This window comes from Phyllobacterium trifolii (assembly GCF_014192095.1).
In the GTDB taxonomy this organism is placed as follows: Bacteria; Pseudomonadota; Alphaproteobacteria; order Rhizobiales; family Rhizobiaceae; genus Phyllobacterium; species Phyllobacterium trifolii.
In genome coordinates, this window is record NZ_JACHXN010000001.1 from 476651 (window position 1) to 492856 (window position 16206).

16 protein-coding genes are annotated in these 16206 nt (G+C 55.0%); 3 read left to right on the plus strand and 13 right to left on the minus strand.

Going from position 1 to position 16206, the window contains the following annotated elements; genetic code table 11:
• Positions 1 to 9 precede the first annotated feature (9 nt).
• From FHS21_RS02470 to rpoZ, 10 genes are all read right to left on the minus strand, one after another.
• Entirely contained in the window at positions 10 to 1416 is a 1407-nt protein-coding gene (locus FHS21_RS02470; protein WP_112527769.1) for a PTS galactitol transporter subunit IIC, read from the minus strand.
• A 165-nt stretch (positions 1417 to 1581) separates the two neighbouring features.
• Complete coding sequence (gene recO / locus FHS21_RS02475) at positions 1582 to 2349, minus strand: DNA repair protein RecO (RefSeq protein ID WP_112527767.1); 768 nt, start codon at positions 2347 to 2349, stop codon at positions 1582 to 1584.
• A gap of 15 nt (positions 2350 to 2364) precedes the next feature.
• Positions 2365 to 3306 carry a GTPase Era gene (gene era / locus FHS21_RS02480; protein WP_112527765.1) on the minus strand — a complete coding sequence of 314 codons (942 nt, stop codon included), beginning with the start codon at positions 3304 to 3306 and terminating at the stop codon, positions 2365 to 2367.
• Entirely contained in the window at positions 3306 to 4016 is a 711-nt protein-coding gene (gene rnc, locus FHS21_RS02485) for a ribonuclease III (RefSeq protein WP_112527763.1), read from the minus strand. The genes era and rnc overlap by 1 nt, the downstream gene beginning before the upstream one ends.
• A gap of 7 nt (positions 4017 to 4023) precedes the next feature.
• Complete coding sequence (gene lepB, locus FHS21_RS02490; RefSeq protein ID WP_112527761.1) at positions 4024 to 4806, minus strand: signal peptidase I; 783 nt, start codon at positions 4804 to 4806, stop codon at positions 4024 to 4026.
• Between the two features lie 79 nt (positions 4807 to 4885).
• Positions 4886 to 5290 (minus strand): holo-ACP synthase, encoded by a 405-nt coding sequence (gene acpS, locus FHS21_RS02495; protein WP_112527759.1) that lies wholly within the window; start codon positions 5288 to 5290, stop codon positions 4886 to 4888.
• Positions 5287 to 5850 carry a DUF2062 domain-containing protein gene (locus FHS21_RS02500; protein ID WP_112527757.1) on the minus strand — a complete coding sequence of 188 codons (564 nt, stop codon included), beginning with the start codon at positions 5848 to 5850 and terminating at the stop codon, positions 5287 to 5289. Before FHS21_RS02500 ends, acpS begins: the two co-directional genes overlap by 4 nt.
• Positions 5851 to 5926: 76 nt before the next feature.
• On the minus strand, positions 5927 to 6505 hold the full coding sequence (pyrE, locus tag FHS21_RS02505; protein ID WP_112527755.1) for an orotate phosphoribosyltransferase: 579 nt from the start codon (positions 6503 to 6505) through the stop codon (positions 5927 to 5929).
• A 9-nt stretch (positions 6506 to 6514) separates the two neighbouring features.
• Entirely contained in the window at positions 6515 to 8734 is a 2220-nt protein-coding gene (locus FHS21_RS02510) for a RelA/SpoT family protein (protein WP_112551241.1), read from the minus strand.
• Positions 8735 to 8895: 161 nt separating this feature from the next.
• Positions 8896 to 9294: a DNA-directed RNA polymerase subunit omega gene (rpoZ, locus tag FHS21_RS02515; protein WP_112527750.1), complete on the minus strand. Its 399-nt coding sequence runs from the start codon at positions 9292 to 9294 to the stop codon at positions 8896 to 8898.
• 299 nt (positions 9295 to 9593) lie between these two features.
• Here rpoZ and FHS21_RS02520 point away from each other — a divergent pair, with 299 nt between their 5' ends.
• The gene (locus FHS21_RS02520) at positions 9594 to 10169 is read left to right on the plus strand and encodes a LabA-like NYN domain-containing protein (protein WP_112527748.1); all 576 of its coding nucleotides are present in this window, start codon (positions 9594 to 9596) and stop codon (positions 10167 to 10169) included.
• An 11-nt stretch (positions 10170 to 10180) separates the two neighbouring features.
• On the plus strand, positions 10181 to 10834 hold the full coding sequence (locus tag FHS21_RS02525; protein ID WP_183660887.1) for a uracil-DNA glycosylase: 654 nt from the start codon (positions 10181 to 10183) through the stop codon (positions 10832 to 10834).
• Positions 10835 to 10837: 3 nt separating this feature from the next.
• Here the strand turns inward: FHS21_RS02525 and smpB are convergent, their stop codons facing one another.
• The 3 genes from smpB to FHS21_RS02540 all read right to left on the minus strand — a co-directional run bounded on the left by smpB (position 10838) and on the right by FHS21_RS02540 (position 13752).
• A complete protein-coding gene (gene smpB, locus FHS21_RS02530) occupies positions 10838 to 11326 on the minus strand; it encodes an SsrA-binding protein SmpB (protein ID WP_112527746.1) in 489 nt (162 codons plus the stop codon).
• A gap of 24 nt (positions 11327 to 11350) precedes the next feature.
• Positions 11351 to 12232, minus strand: coding sequence for a 4-hydroxy-tetrahydrodipicolinate synthase (gene dapA, locus FHS21_RS02535; protein WP_112527744.1), 882 nt, complete (start codon positions 12230 to 12232; stop codon positions 11351 to 11353).
• 452 nt (positions 12233 to 12684) lie between these two features.
• The gene (locus tag FHS21_RS02540; protein ID WP_162701868.1) at positions 12685 to 13752 is read right to left on the minus strand and encodes a calcium-binding protein; all 1068 of its coding nucleotides are present in this window, start codon (positions 13750 to 13752) and stop codon (positions 12685 to 12687) included.
• Between the two features lie 1133 nt (positions 13753 to 14885).
• On the opposite strand from FHS21_RS02540, the gene FHS21_RS02545 reads away from it, so the two are divergent.
• On the plus strand, positions 14886 to 15986 hold the full coding sequence (locus tag FHS21_RS02545) for a calcium-binding protein (protein WP_183660889.1): 1101 nt from the start codon (positions 14886 to 14888) through the stop codon (positions 15984 to 15986).
• Positions 15987 to 16206: the final 220 nt, after the last annotated feature.

The following is a 16206-nucleotide window of genomic DNA, read 5'->3' on the forward strand; positions in this document are numbered from 1 at the left end:
CTGGTGCTATTAGACGGTTTCATCTGTCCCGAGATCGTCGGCACCTGCTGCGCGCTCCCACGCCGCGGTGTTGCGGCGATAGGCCCAGAAGGCTCCGGCAATGACAATTGCCAACACCGCAAGCCCAACTGCGCCGAGGTTTTGGATAAGAGCGATAACGACATAGGGTATCCACAGGAACCCATCGACAACGCTCGTGATCTGCACTGCATTTGCGGGCATCTGGAAGCCAGACGATTGGGCCGCAGCGGTAAAGAGCGGCGCAAGGGCATTGGCGACATAAAAGCCGACAGCCAGAGTGACAGTACCGACGATCACCATGCGGAAGACATTGCCCTTGAGAAGTGGCGCAGTCATGGCGACAAGGAACGGAATGACTGCAAGATCAGCAAACAGGATGACGCGGTTTCCGGGCAGAATGATCGACAGGATGATTGCGATCGGCACAAGAATGAGCGACGACGAGATTGCTGCGGGGTGGCCGATAAGAATGGCGGAATCCAGCCCCACCAGCAGTTCGCGATCGCCGGTACGTTTACGCACAAATTCCTGCGCTGCATCGGAAACAGGCAAAAGGCCCTCCATCAGGATCTTCACCATGCGCGGAAGCAGCAGCATGACAGCTGCCAGCGTCATGCCGGTCTGGAGTACCTTCGTGAGGACTACGCCGAAATCACCGGCATTATAATAGGCGATAATGCCAAGCACGAGGCCGATGATCAGACCGAGAATGACAGGTTCACCGAAAACACCGAAACGCCGTTCGAAGGTTTCGGTGTTGAGCTCGATCTTGTTGATCCCGGGAATGCGATCGATGATCCAATTGAGTACGATCGCAATTGGCAGAATTTGCGCCGATGCCAGATGCGGCACGGAAATACCCGGGATTCCGTAGAACTTTTGTACTGCCCTAGCGGACCAATCCGCAAACAGCAGGCAAAGCGCAACCATCAGCGCCGCGACGATCAAGCCGTAGGTGAGGCTGTTGGTCGCTGCGACGGCAAGCGAGCCTATGAACGCAAAGTGCCAGAAGTTCCAAACATCGACGTTCAATGTGCGGGTAAGTCGCGTCAATAGCAGCGCGATATTGACCACGATGGCGATTGGGATAACCCATAGGCCCACCGATGATCCAAAGGCGATCGCTGCGGCCGATGGCCAACCAACATCCACAATGTCGCGATGAATGCCGGTATTGGTGACTATCGCCTTGGCGACATCCCCAATCGACGTAAGCATCAGCCCGAGAACAAGATTGATACCGATGAAGGCAACGCCGATTGTAACGGCAGCCCGGAACGCCCTGCCCGGTCTCGCCCCCAAAACCAGCGCAATGATGAAAATTACAATTGGCAACAGAACGGTCGGTCCCATTGCGTCGACGGCGGCTTTCAAGCCGGTCAAGATAGTATCCATTCAATTCCTCCCCCGCAGTCCTCCTCGACCGCACATCACAGAACATTTGTATTCTGCAATGCATCAATGTGTACTCATATGCAATTTGCTAAGTCAACGCATGACTTTCGACTGAACACGGTTTGGCGAAATCCAGATCGCGAAGTTGCAGTTTTTCAACAAGTTTTAGAGGAGATGGCTGGTCTCGGAGGGGGAGATTGCCGAATTCGACAATGATCTGGCAACAGCATTCAGGAAGCCGTCGCGTGCTTCAGGCGGCTTTTGCGCCCGGGGTTCCCAGACATGCCGGGTGAAGAAAAAACTGGTCAGCCGGAACGCAGCGATGATTTCGGCAAGCGATCCAGCGCGCACGCTCGAGTTGACCATGAACGGAGGCATGGCAAGCAGCTTGTCCGCCCACGGCGCTCCGGCATCGCGCGAGACTGCACGTCCGGATTTCGGCGATACATAGGTCAGGTTCTGATCCGTGCCCGTGGAGGCGCAGCGTTTCAGATCCAGACCGAAACCCAGTTCCTCGAGCATCATCACTTCGAAGCGTACAAGCAGCTCCCCGGCAATCAATGTATCTTCGCAATGTTCGAGGATGATGGCCAGCGTTTCGAACAAATTCTGATGCGGATCGCGCTCCGGAAGCAATCGCAAATGCGCGGCCGCCAGCTGTAGCCCATAAAGCGCCACCGGCTGCTCTATCAATCGCGCAGCGGAAAAACTGACAGGCTCGACCTGCATCATGCCCAGATGTTCATCTATGCGCGCACGCCAGATGACGTCGACGCGATTGCCTGCCTGCAATAGCGGCTGCATGCGACGAGAACGCCCGCCGCGTACCAGTCCCATGTGACGGCCGTGCTCGCGCGTCATCAATTCAAGGATAGCACTGGTTTCCCCGTGCCGCCTCGTTCCAAGGATTATGCCCTCGTCATGCCATTCCATATAACGAGACTGGCGCTATGAGTTGGGGAATTCAAGGCCCATTTCGCGGTAACGCTCAGGGTCATTGCCCCAGTTGTCACGAACCTTGACGAAAAGAAAGAGATGCACTTTCTGATCGAGGATTTCCATCAGTTCCTTGCGCGCGGCCTGGCCGATGGCTTTGATCGCCTGTCCCTCGTGTCCGAGAACAATTTTCTTTTGGCTGTCGCGCTCGACATAGATCACCTGCTGAATACGAACGGAACCGTCCTTCTTTTCTTCCCAGCTCTCCGTCTCGATGTGTGACGAATAGGGCAGCTCATTGTGCAGGCGCAGATAGAGCTTTTCGCGGGTGATTTCTGCTGCAAGCATACGCATGGGCATGTCGGAAATCTGATCCTCCGGGTAATACCACGGACCTTCCGGCAAATTGTCGGCAAGGTATTTCAACAGATCCTTGCAACCATAGCCCTTCAACGCGGAAATCATGAACGTCTTGTCGAAATTGACCATTTCATTGGCCTTTTGCGCCAGTTCCAGCAGCTTCGGCGCCTCGATACGATCCACCTTGTTGAGAACGAGGATCACCTTGCGTTTCTTTTCATGGAGACTGCCGAGAATGGCTTCGGCCTCTTCGTCGATCCCTTGCTCGACATCGATGAGCACCAAAATGAGATCGGCGTCCTTGGCACCGCCCCAAGCAGTCGTGACCATTGCGCGGTCCAGACGGCGTTTCGGCTTGAAAATGCCGGGCGTATCCACCAGTACCATCTGCGTCTGCTCGTGAATGACGATACCGCGCACCAGCGCGCGCGTCGTCTGCACCTTATGGGTAACGATCGACACCTTGCTTCCGACGAGCTGGTTGACCAGCGTTGACTTGCCCGCATTCGGCGCGCCAATCAAAGCGATAAAGCCCGAGCGGGTTGGGACATCGGGCTTTGCGTCGACTTCTGTTGTCTGTTCTTGTTCGGTCATTATGGTTCTTCTTCCTGCGTCTTCTTACGAACGCCTTGACGATAAAGCAACGCAACCGCGGCTTCCTGTTCGGCAATGCGCTTCGAGCGGCCGATACCGGTCGCGGGATCGAAGCCTTTGACATCGACCTTCACCGTAAACTGTGGATCGTGATCCGGACCTATGCGGTCGACCACGCTGTAAATCGGTTGAGCGCCATTCTGCTGGTGCGCCCATTCCTGTAATTCTGTCTTCGGATCGCGCTGCGCCGAATTGATTTCGCGCGAGCGGGCATCCCAATAGTGCTCGATAAAAGGTTGCGCCGCTTCCAGTCCGCCGTCCAGATAAATCGTGGCGATCAGCGATTCAACCACGTCGGCGCGCAAGCTTTTGAGCCGTTTGTCCGCAAGGCCCTTCACATCGGAGCCAGTACGAATGAACTCATGCAGACCAATCTCGTCAGCAACCGACGCACAGGTATCGGCGTTGACGAGGGAGTTCAGCCGCAAGGACAGTTCTCCTTCCGTCGCGGTTGGATAGGCCCTGAATAGCAGTTCGGCGATCACAAGACCGAGAACCCGATCGCCCAGAAACTCAAGGCGCTCATAGTCGGACCCGGCCGAAGGGCGTGCACTTGCATGGGTAAGCGCACGCTCCAGACGACCGAGATCGCGAAAGGTGTGCCTGGTTTTTTCCTCCAGTCTGCGAACGGCGTCGGCGGACAGGCTCATTGGCTCATCAATTGTTCTGGACGGAGTTTGGAGTGCCGTTGACGCTGTGCAGCAACCGTCCGAAGCGAACCTCCGAGGGCCAGCGCCAAATCTCAAGCGGGCTTGCTTTTCCGGCGATCGAGAAGAAGATGATGTTGGCGCGGCCAACGAAATTCTCAAGCGGAACATAGCCGACGTCAAATCGGCTATCGCTCGAATTGTCCCGGTTGTCGCCCATCATGAAGTAGTTTCCTGCTGGAACAATGAATTCCCGCGTGTCGTCGCCCAGGCCGTTCGGCGTCAGATCAAGCGTATCGTAGGTGATGCCGTTCGGCAGCGTTTCACGATAGACGTCGACGGGCCGGTTGACCTCCGTCACGTCGGGATTGTCGATCTGGCCAACCTTCTCGCGCGGTACGGCCACATCATTGATGTAGAGTACACCACCGCGCATCTGGATTTTGTCACCCGGTAGTCCGATAACGCGCTTGATGAAATCAAGAGACGTATCATTGGGTTTGCGGAATACGGCGATATCGCCGCGTTTCGGCTCACCGCTCCAGACGCGTCCCGAAAACAGATCTGGCGCAAAGGGAATCGAATATTTGGAATAACCGTAGGAGAATTTCGAGACAAACAGATAATCGCCTTCAAGCAGGGTCGGCCTCATCGAGCCGGATGGGATGTTGAAGGGCTGAAACAGCAACGTCCGGATAACCAGGGCGAGCAGCAGCGCCTGCACGATAACGCTGATCGTCTCACCAAGACCACCAGAATTCTTCACAACAGCTTTGTCGCTCACGTGTCTCATATCTCCAAAAACCAAATGTGCCCCCTCTTAACCGCTGAACGCGCGGGGGGCAATGCCGCTCAATGCCGTTTGATTACGGCTATTCTTCGATTCTCTGCGCCTCGATAATCACAAATGCTTGTGCAAGGGGAAAATCATCGGTGATGGTCAAATGAATTCGTGTGGAACAACCGGCGGGCGTGATTGCCGAGAGCCGTTCCGCCGCTCCATTTGTTAGTTGCATGGTGGGTGCACCGCTTGGCAGGTTGACGACGCCCATGTCGCGCCAGAATACGCCGCGTGACAGGCCCGTGCCGAGAGCCTTGGCGCAGGCTTCCTTCGCGGCGAAGCGTTTGGCATAGGAAGCTGCTCGTTCTTTGCGGCGGTCAGACTTGGCCTGTTCAATTGGAGTATAGACCCGGTCGACAAAGCGACTGCCGTGCCGTTCGAGCGTCTTTTCGATACGCCTGATATCGATCAAATCGCTACCGATTCCAATGATCATGTCGGCTCGGTTGCCTTTTCCAGGCGGAATGCGGCCTTGTGCCGCCGATGCTGGAACTTTGCAACTGTCCAGCGCACCGGAAAATAGATGAGTAGCGCTGCGATGAGACCGAGCGGAACGGCTCCGATCAGCATGGGCTTGATCAGCGGTTGCCACAGAACAAGAAAGTCCAGATGCCTGAGCATGGCGCCGAGATGCGGTGGCAAGGGCTCTCCAGTCAGACTGCCACTCAGAACGAAGCGACCGACTTCCAGCGTAGCGGCCCAGATGAAAGGCAGAATCAAAGGATTACCCAAGGTTGTCCCGATAACTGCCGCAGCAATGTTGCCTCCGATCAACCAGGCTATAGTCAGGGCAACAGCAATGTGGACGCCGAGAAGCGGAATGAATGCAGCAAAGATGCCGCATGCAAAACCAGTTGCGATAGCGTGGGGTGTGGCTCGAAGTCTTAGGACACGCTTGCCGAAATAGCGTAAAGACCGACCGACGGAACGGCGAGGCCAAAGGGCCACGCGCAGCCGTTCCCGCAGACAAGGTTCTTTACGCCTCTTGAAGAGCATTTCTATTCAAGTCCTTCTGCACCAAAGCAACGTATACTTTGAATATGTCAAATCCGCTTTGGTTCATTTAGTTCATTCAGATGTTGCGACTACCGGGCTTAACAGGCGGAATTGCGGCAAGTTCAGGCGGAAGGTCATCGGCAGGATAGGCCGGCACTTCATATTCCGCCAGCGCTATCAATGGTACTCCCACATCACTTTTTCCAGCTGACCGGTCGATGATACACGCTGCTGCCAGTACATCCGCACCCAGCTCCTGCAGGCAAGTCACAGTTTCACGAATGGAAAGCCCTGTCGTCACGATATCTTCAACAATGACGACACGCGCACCCTTGGCAATCTCAAAGCGACGAAGCTTGAAAATACCATTTTCACGCTCGACCCAGATCGCCGGAACGCCCAGATGCCGTGATGTCTCGTAGGCCGGAATGATACCACCGATGGCGGGACCAACCACATAGTCAATTTGGCCAAGGCCGGCGCCTTCGATTTTCTCCGCGAGGCCACGGCAGACACGTTCGGTCTTGTCCGCATGCATGAAGACGCGTGCTTTCTGCAAGAAGATCGGGCTGCGCAGACCTGATGTCAGGATGAAATGCCCTTCCAGCACCGCCCCCGCTTCGCGAAACACGTCCAGAACCTCATTTGTATTCATTCCGCCTCTCTATCCACTAACGCGCTGTGCATCGCTGACGCATTTGCTCTCTTTAAGTTTTGACAATATCCGGTTGAGATGTTTGAGATTCCACACTTCGAGGTCAACGATCATCTGTGTGAAATCCGGGGCTGTACGGACCATCGAAAGATTGTGAATGTTTGTCTCGTTCTCAGCAATGATCTGCGCAATTTCCGCTAGTGATCCCGGCGCATTGATCGCCGAAATGTTTATGCGAGCCGGGAAACGATCGCGGCGGCTCTCATCTATATCCCAGCGAACATCGATCCAACGCTCCGGTTGATCGTCATAGGCCATCAGTGCCGAGGACTGGATCGGATAAATTGTCATTCCTGCGCCCGGCTGGAGAATGCCGACGATCCGATCGCCGGGAACCGCGCCTTCAGGCGAGAAGTGCACGGGCATATCCGGGCTAGCGCCTCGGATCGGCAGGGCGTTCGGTCCACCCGGTTCCAGACCAGCGGCCTCCGCACCCTCCGGCATCTTGAAGATCATTCCGGAAGTGTTGCGGAAATTCACCCAACCTTCCTCGCGGTCGGGAGCACTCGGCTTGGGCTTGGCGTCCTGATACTCCGGATAGACCGCTTTCATCACGTCGGACGATGGCAATTCACCACGGCCGACTGCAGCCAGAACATCATCGATTTCCTTGCGCGCCAGCCGAGGCAAACCCTTCTTCAATTCGTCGCGCGAATAGACCTTCCCTGCCCGCTCGAACGCCCGTTCAAGTATCTGCATGCCCAAGCCGGAATACTGCTTGCGCACAGCCAGCCGCGTGGCGCGGCGAATGGCAGCGCGCGCCTTGCCCGTGACAACGATCGATTCCCAGGCGGCAGGCGGTGTTTGTGCCTTGGAGCGGATGATCTCCACTTCATCGCCGTTATGCAGAACGGTCATCAGTGGCATGATGCGGCCATTGACCTTGGCGCCCACGCAGCTATCGCCGATATTCGTGTGCACAGCGTAGGCGAAATCGATGGGTGTGGCGCCGCGCGGCAGTGCAATCAGCCGGCCCTTCGGCGTGAAACAAAAGACCTGATCCTGAAACAGTTCAAGCTTCGTGTGCTCGAGAAACTCTTCCGGATTGTCGCCTTCCGCCAGCGCCTCGATCGTCTGGCGCAACCATGCATAGGCATTGGTTTCGGTCGAAATGACGTGGGGATTCTGTGCACTGCCGCGATCCTTGTAGATCGAATGCGCCGCGACACCATATTCGGCGATGTCGTTCATCTCACGGGTGCGGATCTGCAGTTCGACGCGCTGGCGCGATGGCCCAACGATGGTCGTATGAATCGAACGGTAATCGTTCTGCTTCGGTGTCGAGATATAGTCCTTGAACCGTCCCGGAACCATCGACCAGGTTGTGTGAATGATACCGAGCGCGTTGTAGCAATCAGCAACAGTATCCACGACGACCCGAAACCCGAAAATGTCCGATAGCTGCTCGAAGGAAAGACCCTTGCTCTCCATCTTGCGGAACACCGACCATGCTTTCTTCTGCCGGCTTTTGACACTGGCCTTGACGCCGTGTTTTTCGAACAGGCTGGAAAGATCGGTTTCGATCTGCTTCAGCGTCGCCTTGTTCTTCTCCATCAACTCCGCGAGCCGGTTGGTGACGGCGTTGAAGGCTTCAGGGTTGATGTAGCGAAATGCGAGCTGCTCCAGCTCCTCGCGCATGTCCTGCATACCCATGCGGCCAGCCAGCGGCGCATAGATATCCATCGTCTCTTCGGAGATGCGCAGGCGCTTGTCTTCGGGCACGTGGTGAAGCGTGCGCATGTTGTGCAGGCGGTCGGCGAGCTTGACGAGCAGGACGCGCACATCATCAGAGATCGCCAGCAGCAGTTTGCGCAGATTTTCAGCCTGAACAGCCTTTTTCGAGACAAGATCCAGCTTTTTCAGCTTGGTCAGCCCCTCGACAAGTTTGCCTATATCCGGGCCGAACAACGTGTCGATTTCCTGCCGTGTGGCCGAGGTATCCTCGATAGTGTCGTGCAGCAAGGCGATCGCGATGGTCGCCTCGTCGAGGTGCATGTCGGTCAGGATGGCAGCGACTTCCAGCGGGTGGGAAAAATACGGATCGCCCGATGCGCGCTTCTGGTGACCGTGCTTCTGCATGGCATAGACATAGGCCTTGTTAAGCAACGCCTCGTTGACGTCAGGCTTGTAACGCTGGACACGCTCGACAAGCTCATACTGACGCATCATGGATGGGGGTCTCCGGAGTTACACACAAACAGAATTTGGTCGAAGATAGAATTGTTATGCCGTCTATATGGTTATTGCGTTACCAACACGCAAAAATAATGCGCCGCAGAGACTGCGACGCATCAAAAAAGATTTGATGTAGAGACGTTTAAACCGGTCTCCTAGTAGTCGTCGCTCTTCTCGGGGGCTACCAGCCCTTCGATACCGGCCAACAGTTCTTCTTCCGACATCGAATCGAAGGAAACATTGTCGTCAGCTTCGGTCTCGACAGTCTCGGTCAGATCGCTATCAGCAGTAACCTGCGGCACAGCGACTGCTTCCGGCTCATCGACTTCCACATGCTTCTGCAGCGAATGAATCAGATCTTCCTTCAGGTCACCGGGTGAAAGCGTTTCTTCTGCGATTTCACGCAGAGCAACCACCGGATTTTTATCATTATCGCGATCGATGGTGATCGCTGCACCTTGCGAAATCAGGCGCGCGCGGTGACTGGCCAACAGAACCAGTTCAAAACGGTTCTCAACCTTGTCAACGCAATCTTCAACAGTGACGCGGGCCATAAACTGCCCCTTTCATTTTTAACTGAATTAGCGGATTAATGGGGACATAACGCGCTTGCGCGAAAAAAACAAGCAAAAGCGCCGAGAGTTCGCGCTACATGGAACGAATCCAGTGTGATACCTCACCGAATGTTGAGCACTTATGTCCAAAAACATATACAAATCTTCAATCAAGGTCTTGGCTTTTGCCCCAACCCGACGTAATTAAATATTCAACTTTCGTATAAGATCAGATCGGGCTTTGTTATTCTCCAGCTGATTTGAAATTGAAGCTCAGATTTTTGAAATGGAACGTTATTATGTTTGATCCCCGGGAAAAAATCGTCCTGTTTATCGATGGTGCAAATCTCTACGCAGCGTCCAAGGTACTCGGATTTGATATAGATTACCGCAAACTTCTCTCGGCTTTCCAGAAACGTGGTTATCTGTTGCGCGCCTATTACTATACTGCTCTGGTCGAAGACCAGGAGTATTCTTCAATTCGACCGCTGATCGATTGGCTTGACTACAATGGTTACAAGGTCGTGACCAAGCCTGCGAAAGAATTCACGGATTCTGCCGGCCGCCGCAAGATCAAGGGCAACATGGATATCGAACTTGCTGTCGATGCCATGCAACTTACTGATACGGTTGATCATTTCGTTATCTTCTCCGGTGACGGTGATTTCCGCTCCTTGGTTGAGGCACTGCAGCGCAAAGGCCGCAAGGTCAGCGTCGTTTCGACGCTATCGACGCAGCCGCCGATGATTTCGGACGAATTGCGCCGCCAGGCCGATCATTTCATCGATCTGACATCGCTGCGAGCCGAGATCGGCCGTGAACCGTCCGAACGGGCGCCGAGGCCGCGGGTTGAAGAAGAACAGGTCGATTATTGATCGCAACGGGTTTGAGCGTCGAACCCTCTCCCGATTGCCCCATATGTGTCCGCCTGCATGATTTCATCGCCGAATGGCGGGTGAAGGAGCCGGGCTGGCACAATGGGCCAGTACCCACGTTCCTCCCCGTCGAGGGCGTTCAATCAGTCAAGTTGCTCATCGTCGGACTTGCGCCCGGCCTGCGCGGCGCCAACCGCACGGGCCGGCCCTTCACCGGCGACTATGCCGGCGATCTTCTCTATAACACGTTGAATGAATTCGGCTTTTCGCGCGGCACGTTCGCAGCGCGTCCCGACGATGGCCTGCAGCTGATCGATGCGGCCATCACCAATGCGGTTCGCTGCGTTCCGCCGCAAAACAAGCCAGTCGGCGGCGAAATCAGCAATTGCCGGCGGTTTTTGACCCCGACCATCGAACAATTCGTCAATTTGCGCGTCATTGTCACCCTTGGAACCATCGCGCACCAATCGACGATCCGGGCCTTTAACCGGCCCGTAGCGAAGTTTCCGTTCAGCCATGGCGGGCAATCCGACATCGGCAATATCCGGATCTTTTCGAGCTATCACTGCTCGCGCTACAACACCAATACCGGCCGGTTGACGACGGAGATGTTCAAGGGTGTGTTCGCAGAGGTCAGAGCCTATCTCGATGATATCGCTGGATAAAACCTAGCCGCGCTCTTTCATAAGCCGTGATTTCTCGCGGTTCCAGTCGCGCTGCTTTTCGGTTTCGCGCTTGTCATGCAGCTTCTTGCCGCGCGCCACGGCGATCTCGAGCTTGGCCCGGCCTTGGTCGTTGAAGTAGAGCTTCAGCGGCACGACCGTCATCCCCTCACGATCCACGGACTGCGCCAGCCGCGACATTTCCCGCTTTGAAATCAACAACTTACGATGACGACGGGGCTCGTGGTTGAAGCGGTTGGCCTGCAGATATTCCGGAATATAGGAGTTGATCAGCCAGAACTCGCCATTCTCGAAACTGGCATAGCTCTCGGCAATATTCGACTGGTTGCGGCGCAGCGACTTGACCTCGGTGCCCTGCAAGACGATGCCAGCCTCCAGCGTGTCGAGAATCTCGAAATTGAAGCGCGCTTTACGGTTTTCCGCAATGATTTTGCGAACCGTGATGGGTTTTGAGGCAGTTTTTGGCTTGTTCATGCAATTTATATGGGATTCCGAACCTTAATTCACCAGGCCGGCGTGCCGCATCGCCTGATCGATACGATCGGCGGTATGGGCCTCGACCTGCACCATCGGCGAACGGAGCGCATTCTGCATCTTGCCAAGCTTCGCCAGCGCATATTTCGGCCCGGACGGGTTGGGCTCAAGGAACAGCGCCTTGTGCAACGGCATCAATTTATCTTGCAGTAACAATGCCTTATCATATTCACCAGCGAGCGTTGCCGCCTGAAATTCCGCGCAAAGCCGCGGCGCGACATTGGACGTCACCGAGATGCAGCCATGGCCGCCATGGGCGTTGAAGCCGAGCGCCGTCGCATCCTCGCCGGAGAGCTGGATGAAATCCTTGCCGCAGGTGATGCGCTGTTCCGACACGCGTTCGATCTTGCCGGTCGCGTCTTTGACGCCCGCTATGTTCTTGAAATCATTGGAAAGTTTGCCCATCGTCTCCGGCGTCATGTCGATGATCGACCGCCCCGGAATGTTATAGATGATGATCGGCAGCGACACGGCTTCGGCGATCGCCGCGTAATGGGCGTAGAGACCGCGCTGGCTCGGCTTGTTGTAATAGGGCGTGACGACGAGAATGGCGTCGGCACCCGCCTTTTCAGAAAACTCAGCCAATTCAATGGCTTCACGCGTATTGTTGGAGCCTGCGCCCGCAATCACCGGCACGCGCCCGGCGGCTTCCTCGATGCAAACCTCGACGACGCGCTTGTGTTCCGCATGGGACAGCGTCGGCGATTCACCCGTAGTGCCGACAGGAACCAACCCATTGGTTCCATTGTCTATTTGCCAGGAAACAAAGCCACGAAAGGATTTCTCGTCGAACGCGCCGTCCTGATCGAAGGGCGTGACGAGAGCGGTGATTGAGCCTTTCAGCATGGGAAACTCCGAAATAACAATGATCAGCCCCGCGACCCTAGCCGGTCGAGAGGTGGCGCACCATAGTCGCGCGGGCTTTTGGTTACAAGTTCCTTTTGGTGATGGAAATCATCAACTTGAGACAACTAAAATTCCCGCGCCGGTTGAAATTCTTGCACCGGAATCGAGGTTTCTTGCATGAGAATCGCCAATGTTTGTGTGAGTTCGGCATAAGTTCGCACCATTTGCGTATCCAGATCGGGACATGAGCGTCGCAAACATGCCAATTTCGGGCTTCGAATGGGTTCGAGGCGAAAATTAAAGAAACGACCGTTCAATTAAACTCTCATTAATATGATTCTACGGAAATACGCAGCCGAATGAGTACGGATGTCCTGACGGCGACACAGCCGCTCCCGACCGAACTGAAGCCGGGGCGGCAATGTGGAAAAATGCCTTGCGGTTGCACTACACTACAAGACAAAATCCCTGGCTTCATGATTGTAAATTGTGTCGGCAAATATCTTAAAATCAGCTCGACCGTCGCCATCGACATCACCCTCGATTTTGGAAGTGGTGGCTCTGAGCTGACCCGCGCTTTTTGAGAAGTTTGAACTGCCAATGAAGCTAAAGGCCTGCTCGCCACCTATAGTCGTATTCGCGTCAATCGCGGACACGTCAATGATGTCACTGAAGTCGGCGTGTAACTGATAGTCAAGTATGTAGTCACCGAGTGATGGCAGGATATCGTTGATAGAAGTGAAAACGAAAGTGTCGTTTCCCGCATCGCCATACAGGGTGTCAAGTCCGGCCCCCCCAGTAATCCGGTCGTTTCCGCCACCTCCATGGATGGTGTCGTTTGCGCTTCCCCCTTTGATGTCATCATTGCCTGCGCCGCCGTTCAAGTTGTCAACGCCATCACCCCCGTCCAAGATATCGTCTCCACTGCCGCCATTGAGCGTATCGCCACTAACTCCGCCCATGAGAGTATCGTTGCCCGCCTCCCCATTCAGGGTGTCGCCGCCGATGCCACCCACCAGAGTATCATTGCCGTCGCCGCCGTTCAGCCTGTCATCGCCGTCGAGGCCAAACAATTTATTGGCAAGGTTGTTGCCCGTAAGAATGTCGTGATGATCCGAACCAACGATGTTCTCGAAGCCGCTGAGGATGACGTCAATTGCAATGCCAACTCCTGCGCCGGACACCGAGCCACCCCCAATCGAATTGAGCGAGACCGTGACGCCACCCGTTGCCAGCGAATATCCTAACGCATCCTCCCCATCGCCCCCAGTCAGGGTATCGATGCCGCCGCCGCCCTCGATATAGTCATCACCTTCGCCGCCAAGAATTATGTCAGCGCCGCCGCCGCCATAGATCTGATCGTCATCGGCGCCTCCGTTGATTTCGTTGAGAAGGGGAAGCGGAGCTTCGATCTTGATGAGGTCATTTCCGCCGAAACCATTCACCAGCGCGATAGGAGTTTTAATGTGCATTTCGTCGTTGCCGCCAGTGCCCGTGGCGACATTGTCGGGCAGCGCCACCCATGGACCGTTGTAGATGCTCAAAAGATCGAATTCAAATTGACCAAGAGGCATGAGCTTGCCCTCCCCGTTCGGGCTGCATGGGCTGGTTTTCCCAGTCATGGACCTATCACCCTGCAACCAACGGTAGCACTATACACCACTTTGTAATCAATATTAAGTATTAAATTAAATAATATTGGTTATTAGTCTTTAAGTTTCTGTTAAACTTCTAACTGAATTAAATATTCATCAACATACATCTTATCTCCGCGAATAATAATAACTCACGGAAACCTGTCATTATTTATACAAACCGGCCGGCTCACCAGATTTAATCAATTTTCGAAGCATACAGGAGGAGGCAGCAAAATCTGTCCACGCCGCCGCCTCCTCCATGCGCGTCCCTCCCCGAGGACGTGCAACCCCGTCCATTCGTCGGCTTCACATATTTGCGAGGACGAAGCCGGCTGAGCCAACTGTTTCAGGCATCTCCGCCAGTACAGGATTGTGGGCGCAATTTCCCGCACAAGCGTCGATTGCCATGAAACAGCCGCCGTCCGCAGGGCATATTCATTCTTTGATCATGTCCCAAAGCGGCTCTGTCTTATCTGCAACAAAGAGAGATGCGAGAGGCGATGGTCTCTCGCTTTCCCTCTTGTGAACTTGGCTGTAGTGGCTTTTCAAACGGAGGACGGCGTCCAGTTCGGCCCCTTCTTTGCCCGTGAACTACCATCGACAGTCTTGCCCGCGCCGATCCTTGCGCAACGCGCCATAATTCCTTCCAGCAGCAGTAACGGCTTGAAGATGTCGCAATTCTATTGCTGACTAACCCATTTTTATTACTACGTTTGTAGTATAGTTTGTTGCTTTCTCATCCTAAAGGCGTATGGTTAATAGCGTTGGCTGCGGAGGTAGCAGGCCCTGGGGAGGACACCGGCCCATGCAGCCCGAAAACGGGAGTACATGGCATTGGATCCCTTCTATTTCGGCAGCAATTACTTGGACATTTATAACGGACCTTGGACCGAACGGACCATTCCCCGAGCGGCTGTTGCTTTCAATGGCCCCCATTCGATCCCAACGTCCCAAACAGCGGGAACGACAAGATCACGTTTACGCGCTCCGCCAGCCTCCTTGCCCTTGTCAACGGCTTGAGCGGCAACGACCTTATCGATGCCCACAACGTTGGCGGACTCGCAACTCTGCTCCCCCGCGTGCTCACCGGCGGCGATGGCAGCGACCAGATTTATGGCAGCAGCGGACTCGATACCATCACTGGCGGCAACGGCAATGATTTTATACAAGGAAACGGCGGCATCGATGTGCTCAATGGCGGCGCCGGTATCGACACGCTGAGCTACGAGAGCGCTACGGGCGGCGGCATCACGCTGACGCTCAATGCCTCTGGCGGGGTCAATATCGGCCAGTTCCTGCCCGGCACCAGCAACGCCGGGCTCGACGAAATCGGCGGCGGCTTCGAGAATGTCGTCGGCACCAACCAGGGCGACACGATCACTGGCAATGCCGCTGCCGGACCCGCTGGCAACAATATCCTTATCGGCCTTGGCGGCAATGACACGCTCAACGGCATGGGGGGTAACGATACGCTGATTGGCGGCGCTGGCGCGGATACGCTCAATGGTGGCGATGGGACCGACACGGCCGATTATTCGACGTCGCTCGCCGGAGTCCAAGTTCACTTGGGCCCAGAGAATACGGGCGGCGATGCAGAGGGCGATACGCTGAACTTTATTGAGAACATCACCGGATCGAATATCGTTATCGATGGTCCCGGACGGAATTTCGTTGACATAATTCGGGGCAACTCTGGAGACAACTTCCTGAGCGGAGGAGCGGGTGATGACGTTATCTTTGGTGGTGATGGGCAATCCCAATCCGCGTCTGGAACCGATATAATTTATGGTGGAGTAGGTGCCGATGAAATTTTTGGTAGAGATCCCGAGGGTGGGGCCGACACCTTTATCTACAAAAGCCTAACTGACAGTCTCCGGGATCGGTTCGCTGCCTCGCCAGATGATCAACTCGAATGTGATTTCATCCATCTGGATAACGGGGATATCATCGATCTATCGGCGATCGATGCCGACCCAAGTACGCCTCTTGTCAATGACGCGTTCTCAACGGAGCAGGTTAACCTCGGACACGAGTACCTCGAGCTTCGCCTCGGTAGTGGCAACTTGATTGATTTTTTCCTTAGATTCGAAGGCGGTGTTCCGACGATTATCCCTTGACACTGGCAACGCCTCCCTGCCTTGGTTTTAGGTGAGCAGACCGCAAGGCCAGGTGCACCTATTCGGGTCATCGTTCTAATTGTACTTCCATAGCCGCGAAACTTGCCCGCTCCGTTAACACACTGCTCCTTCGAAGCGACCGCCCGTCACGAACCTGTTACCGTTCAAATCCCACCTTTCCGGCTAACGCTTCGTTAAGAGTGCTTTCATACGTCCGCCA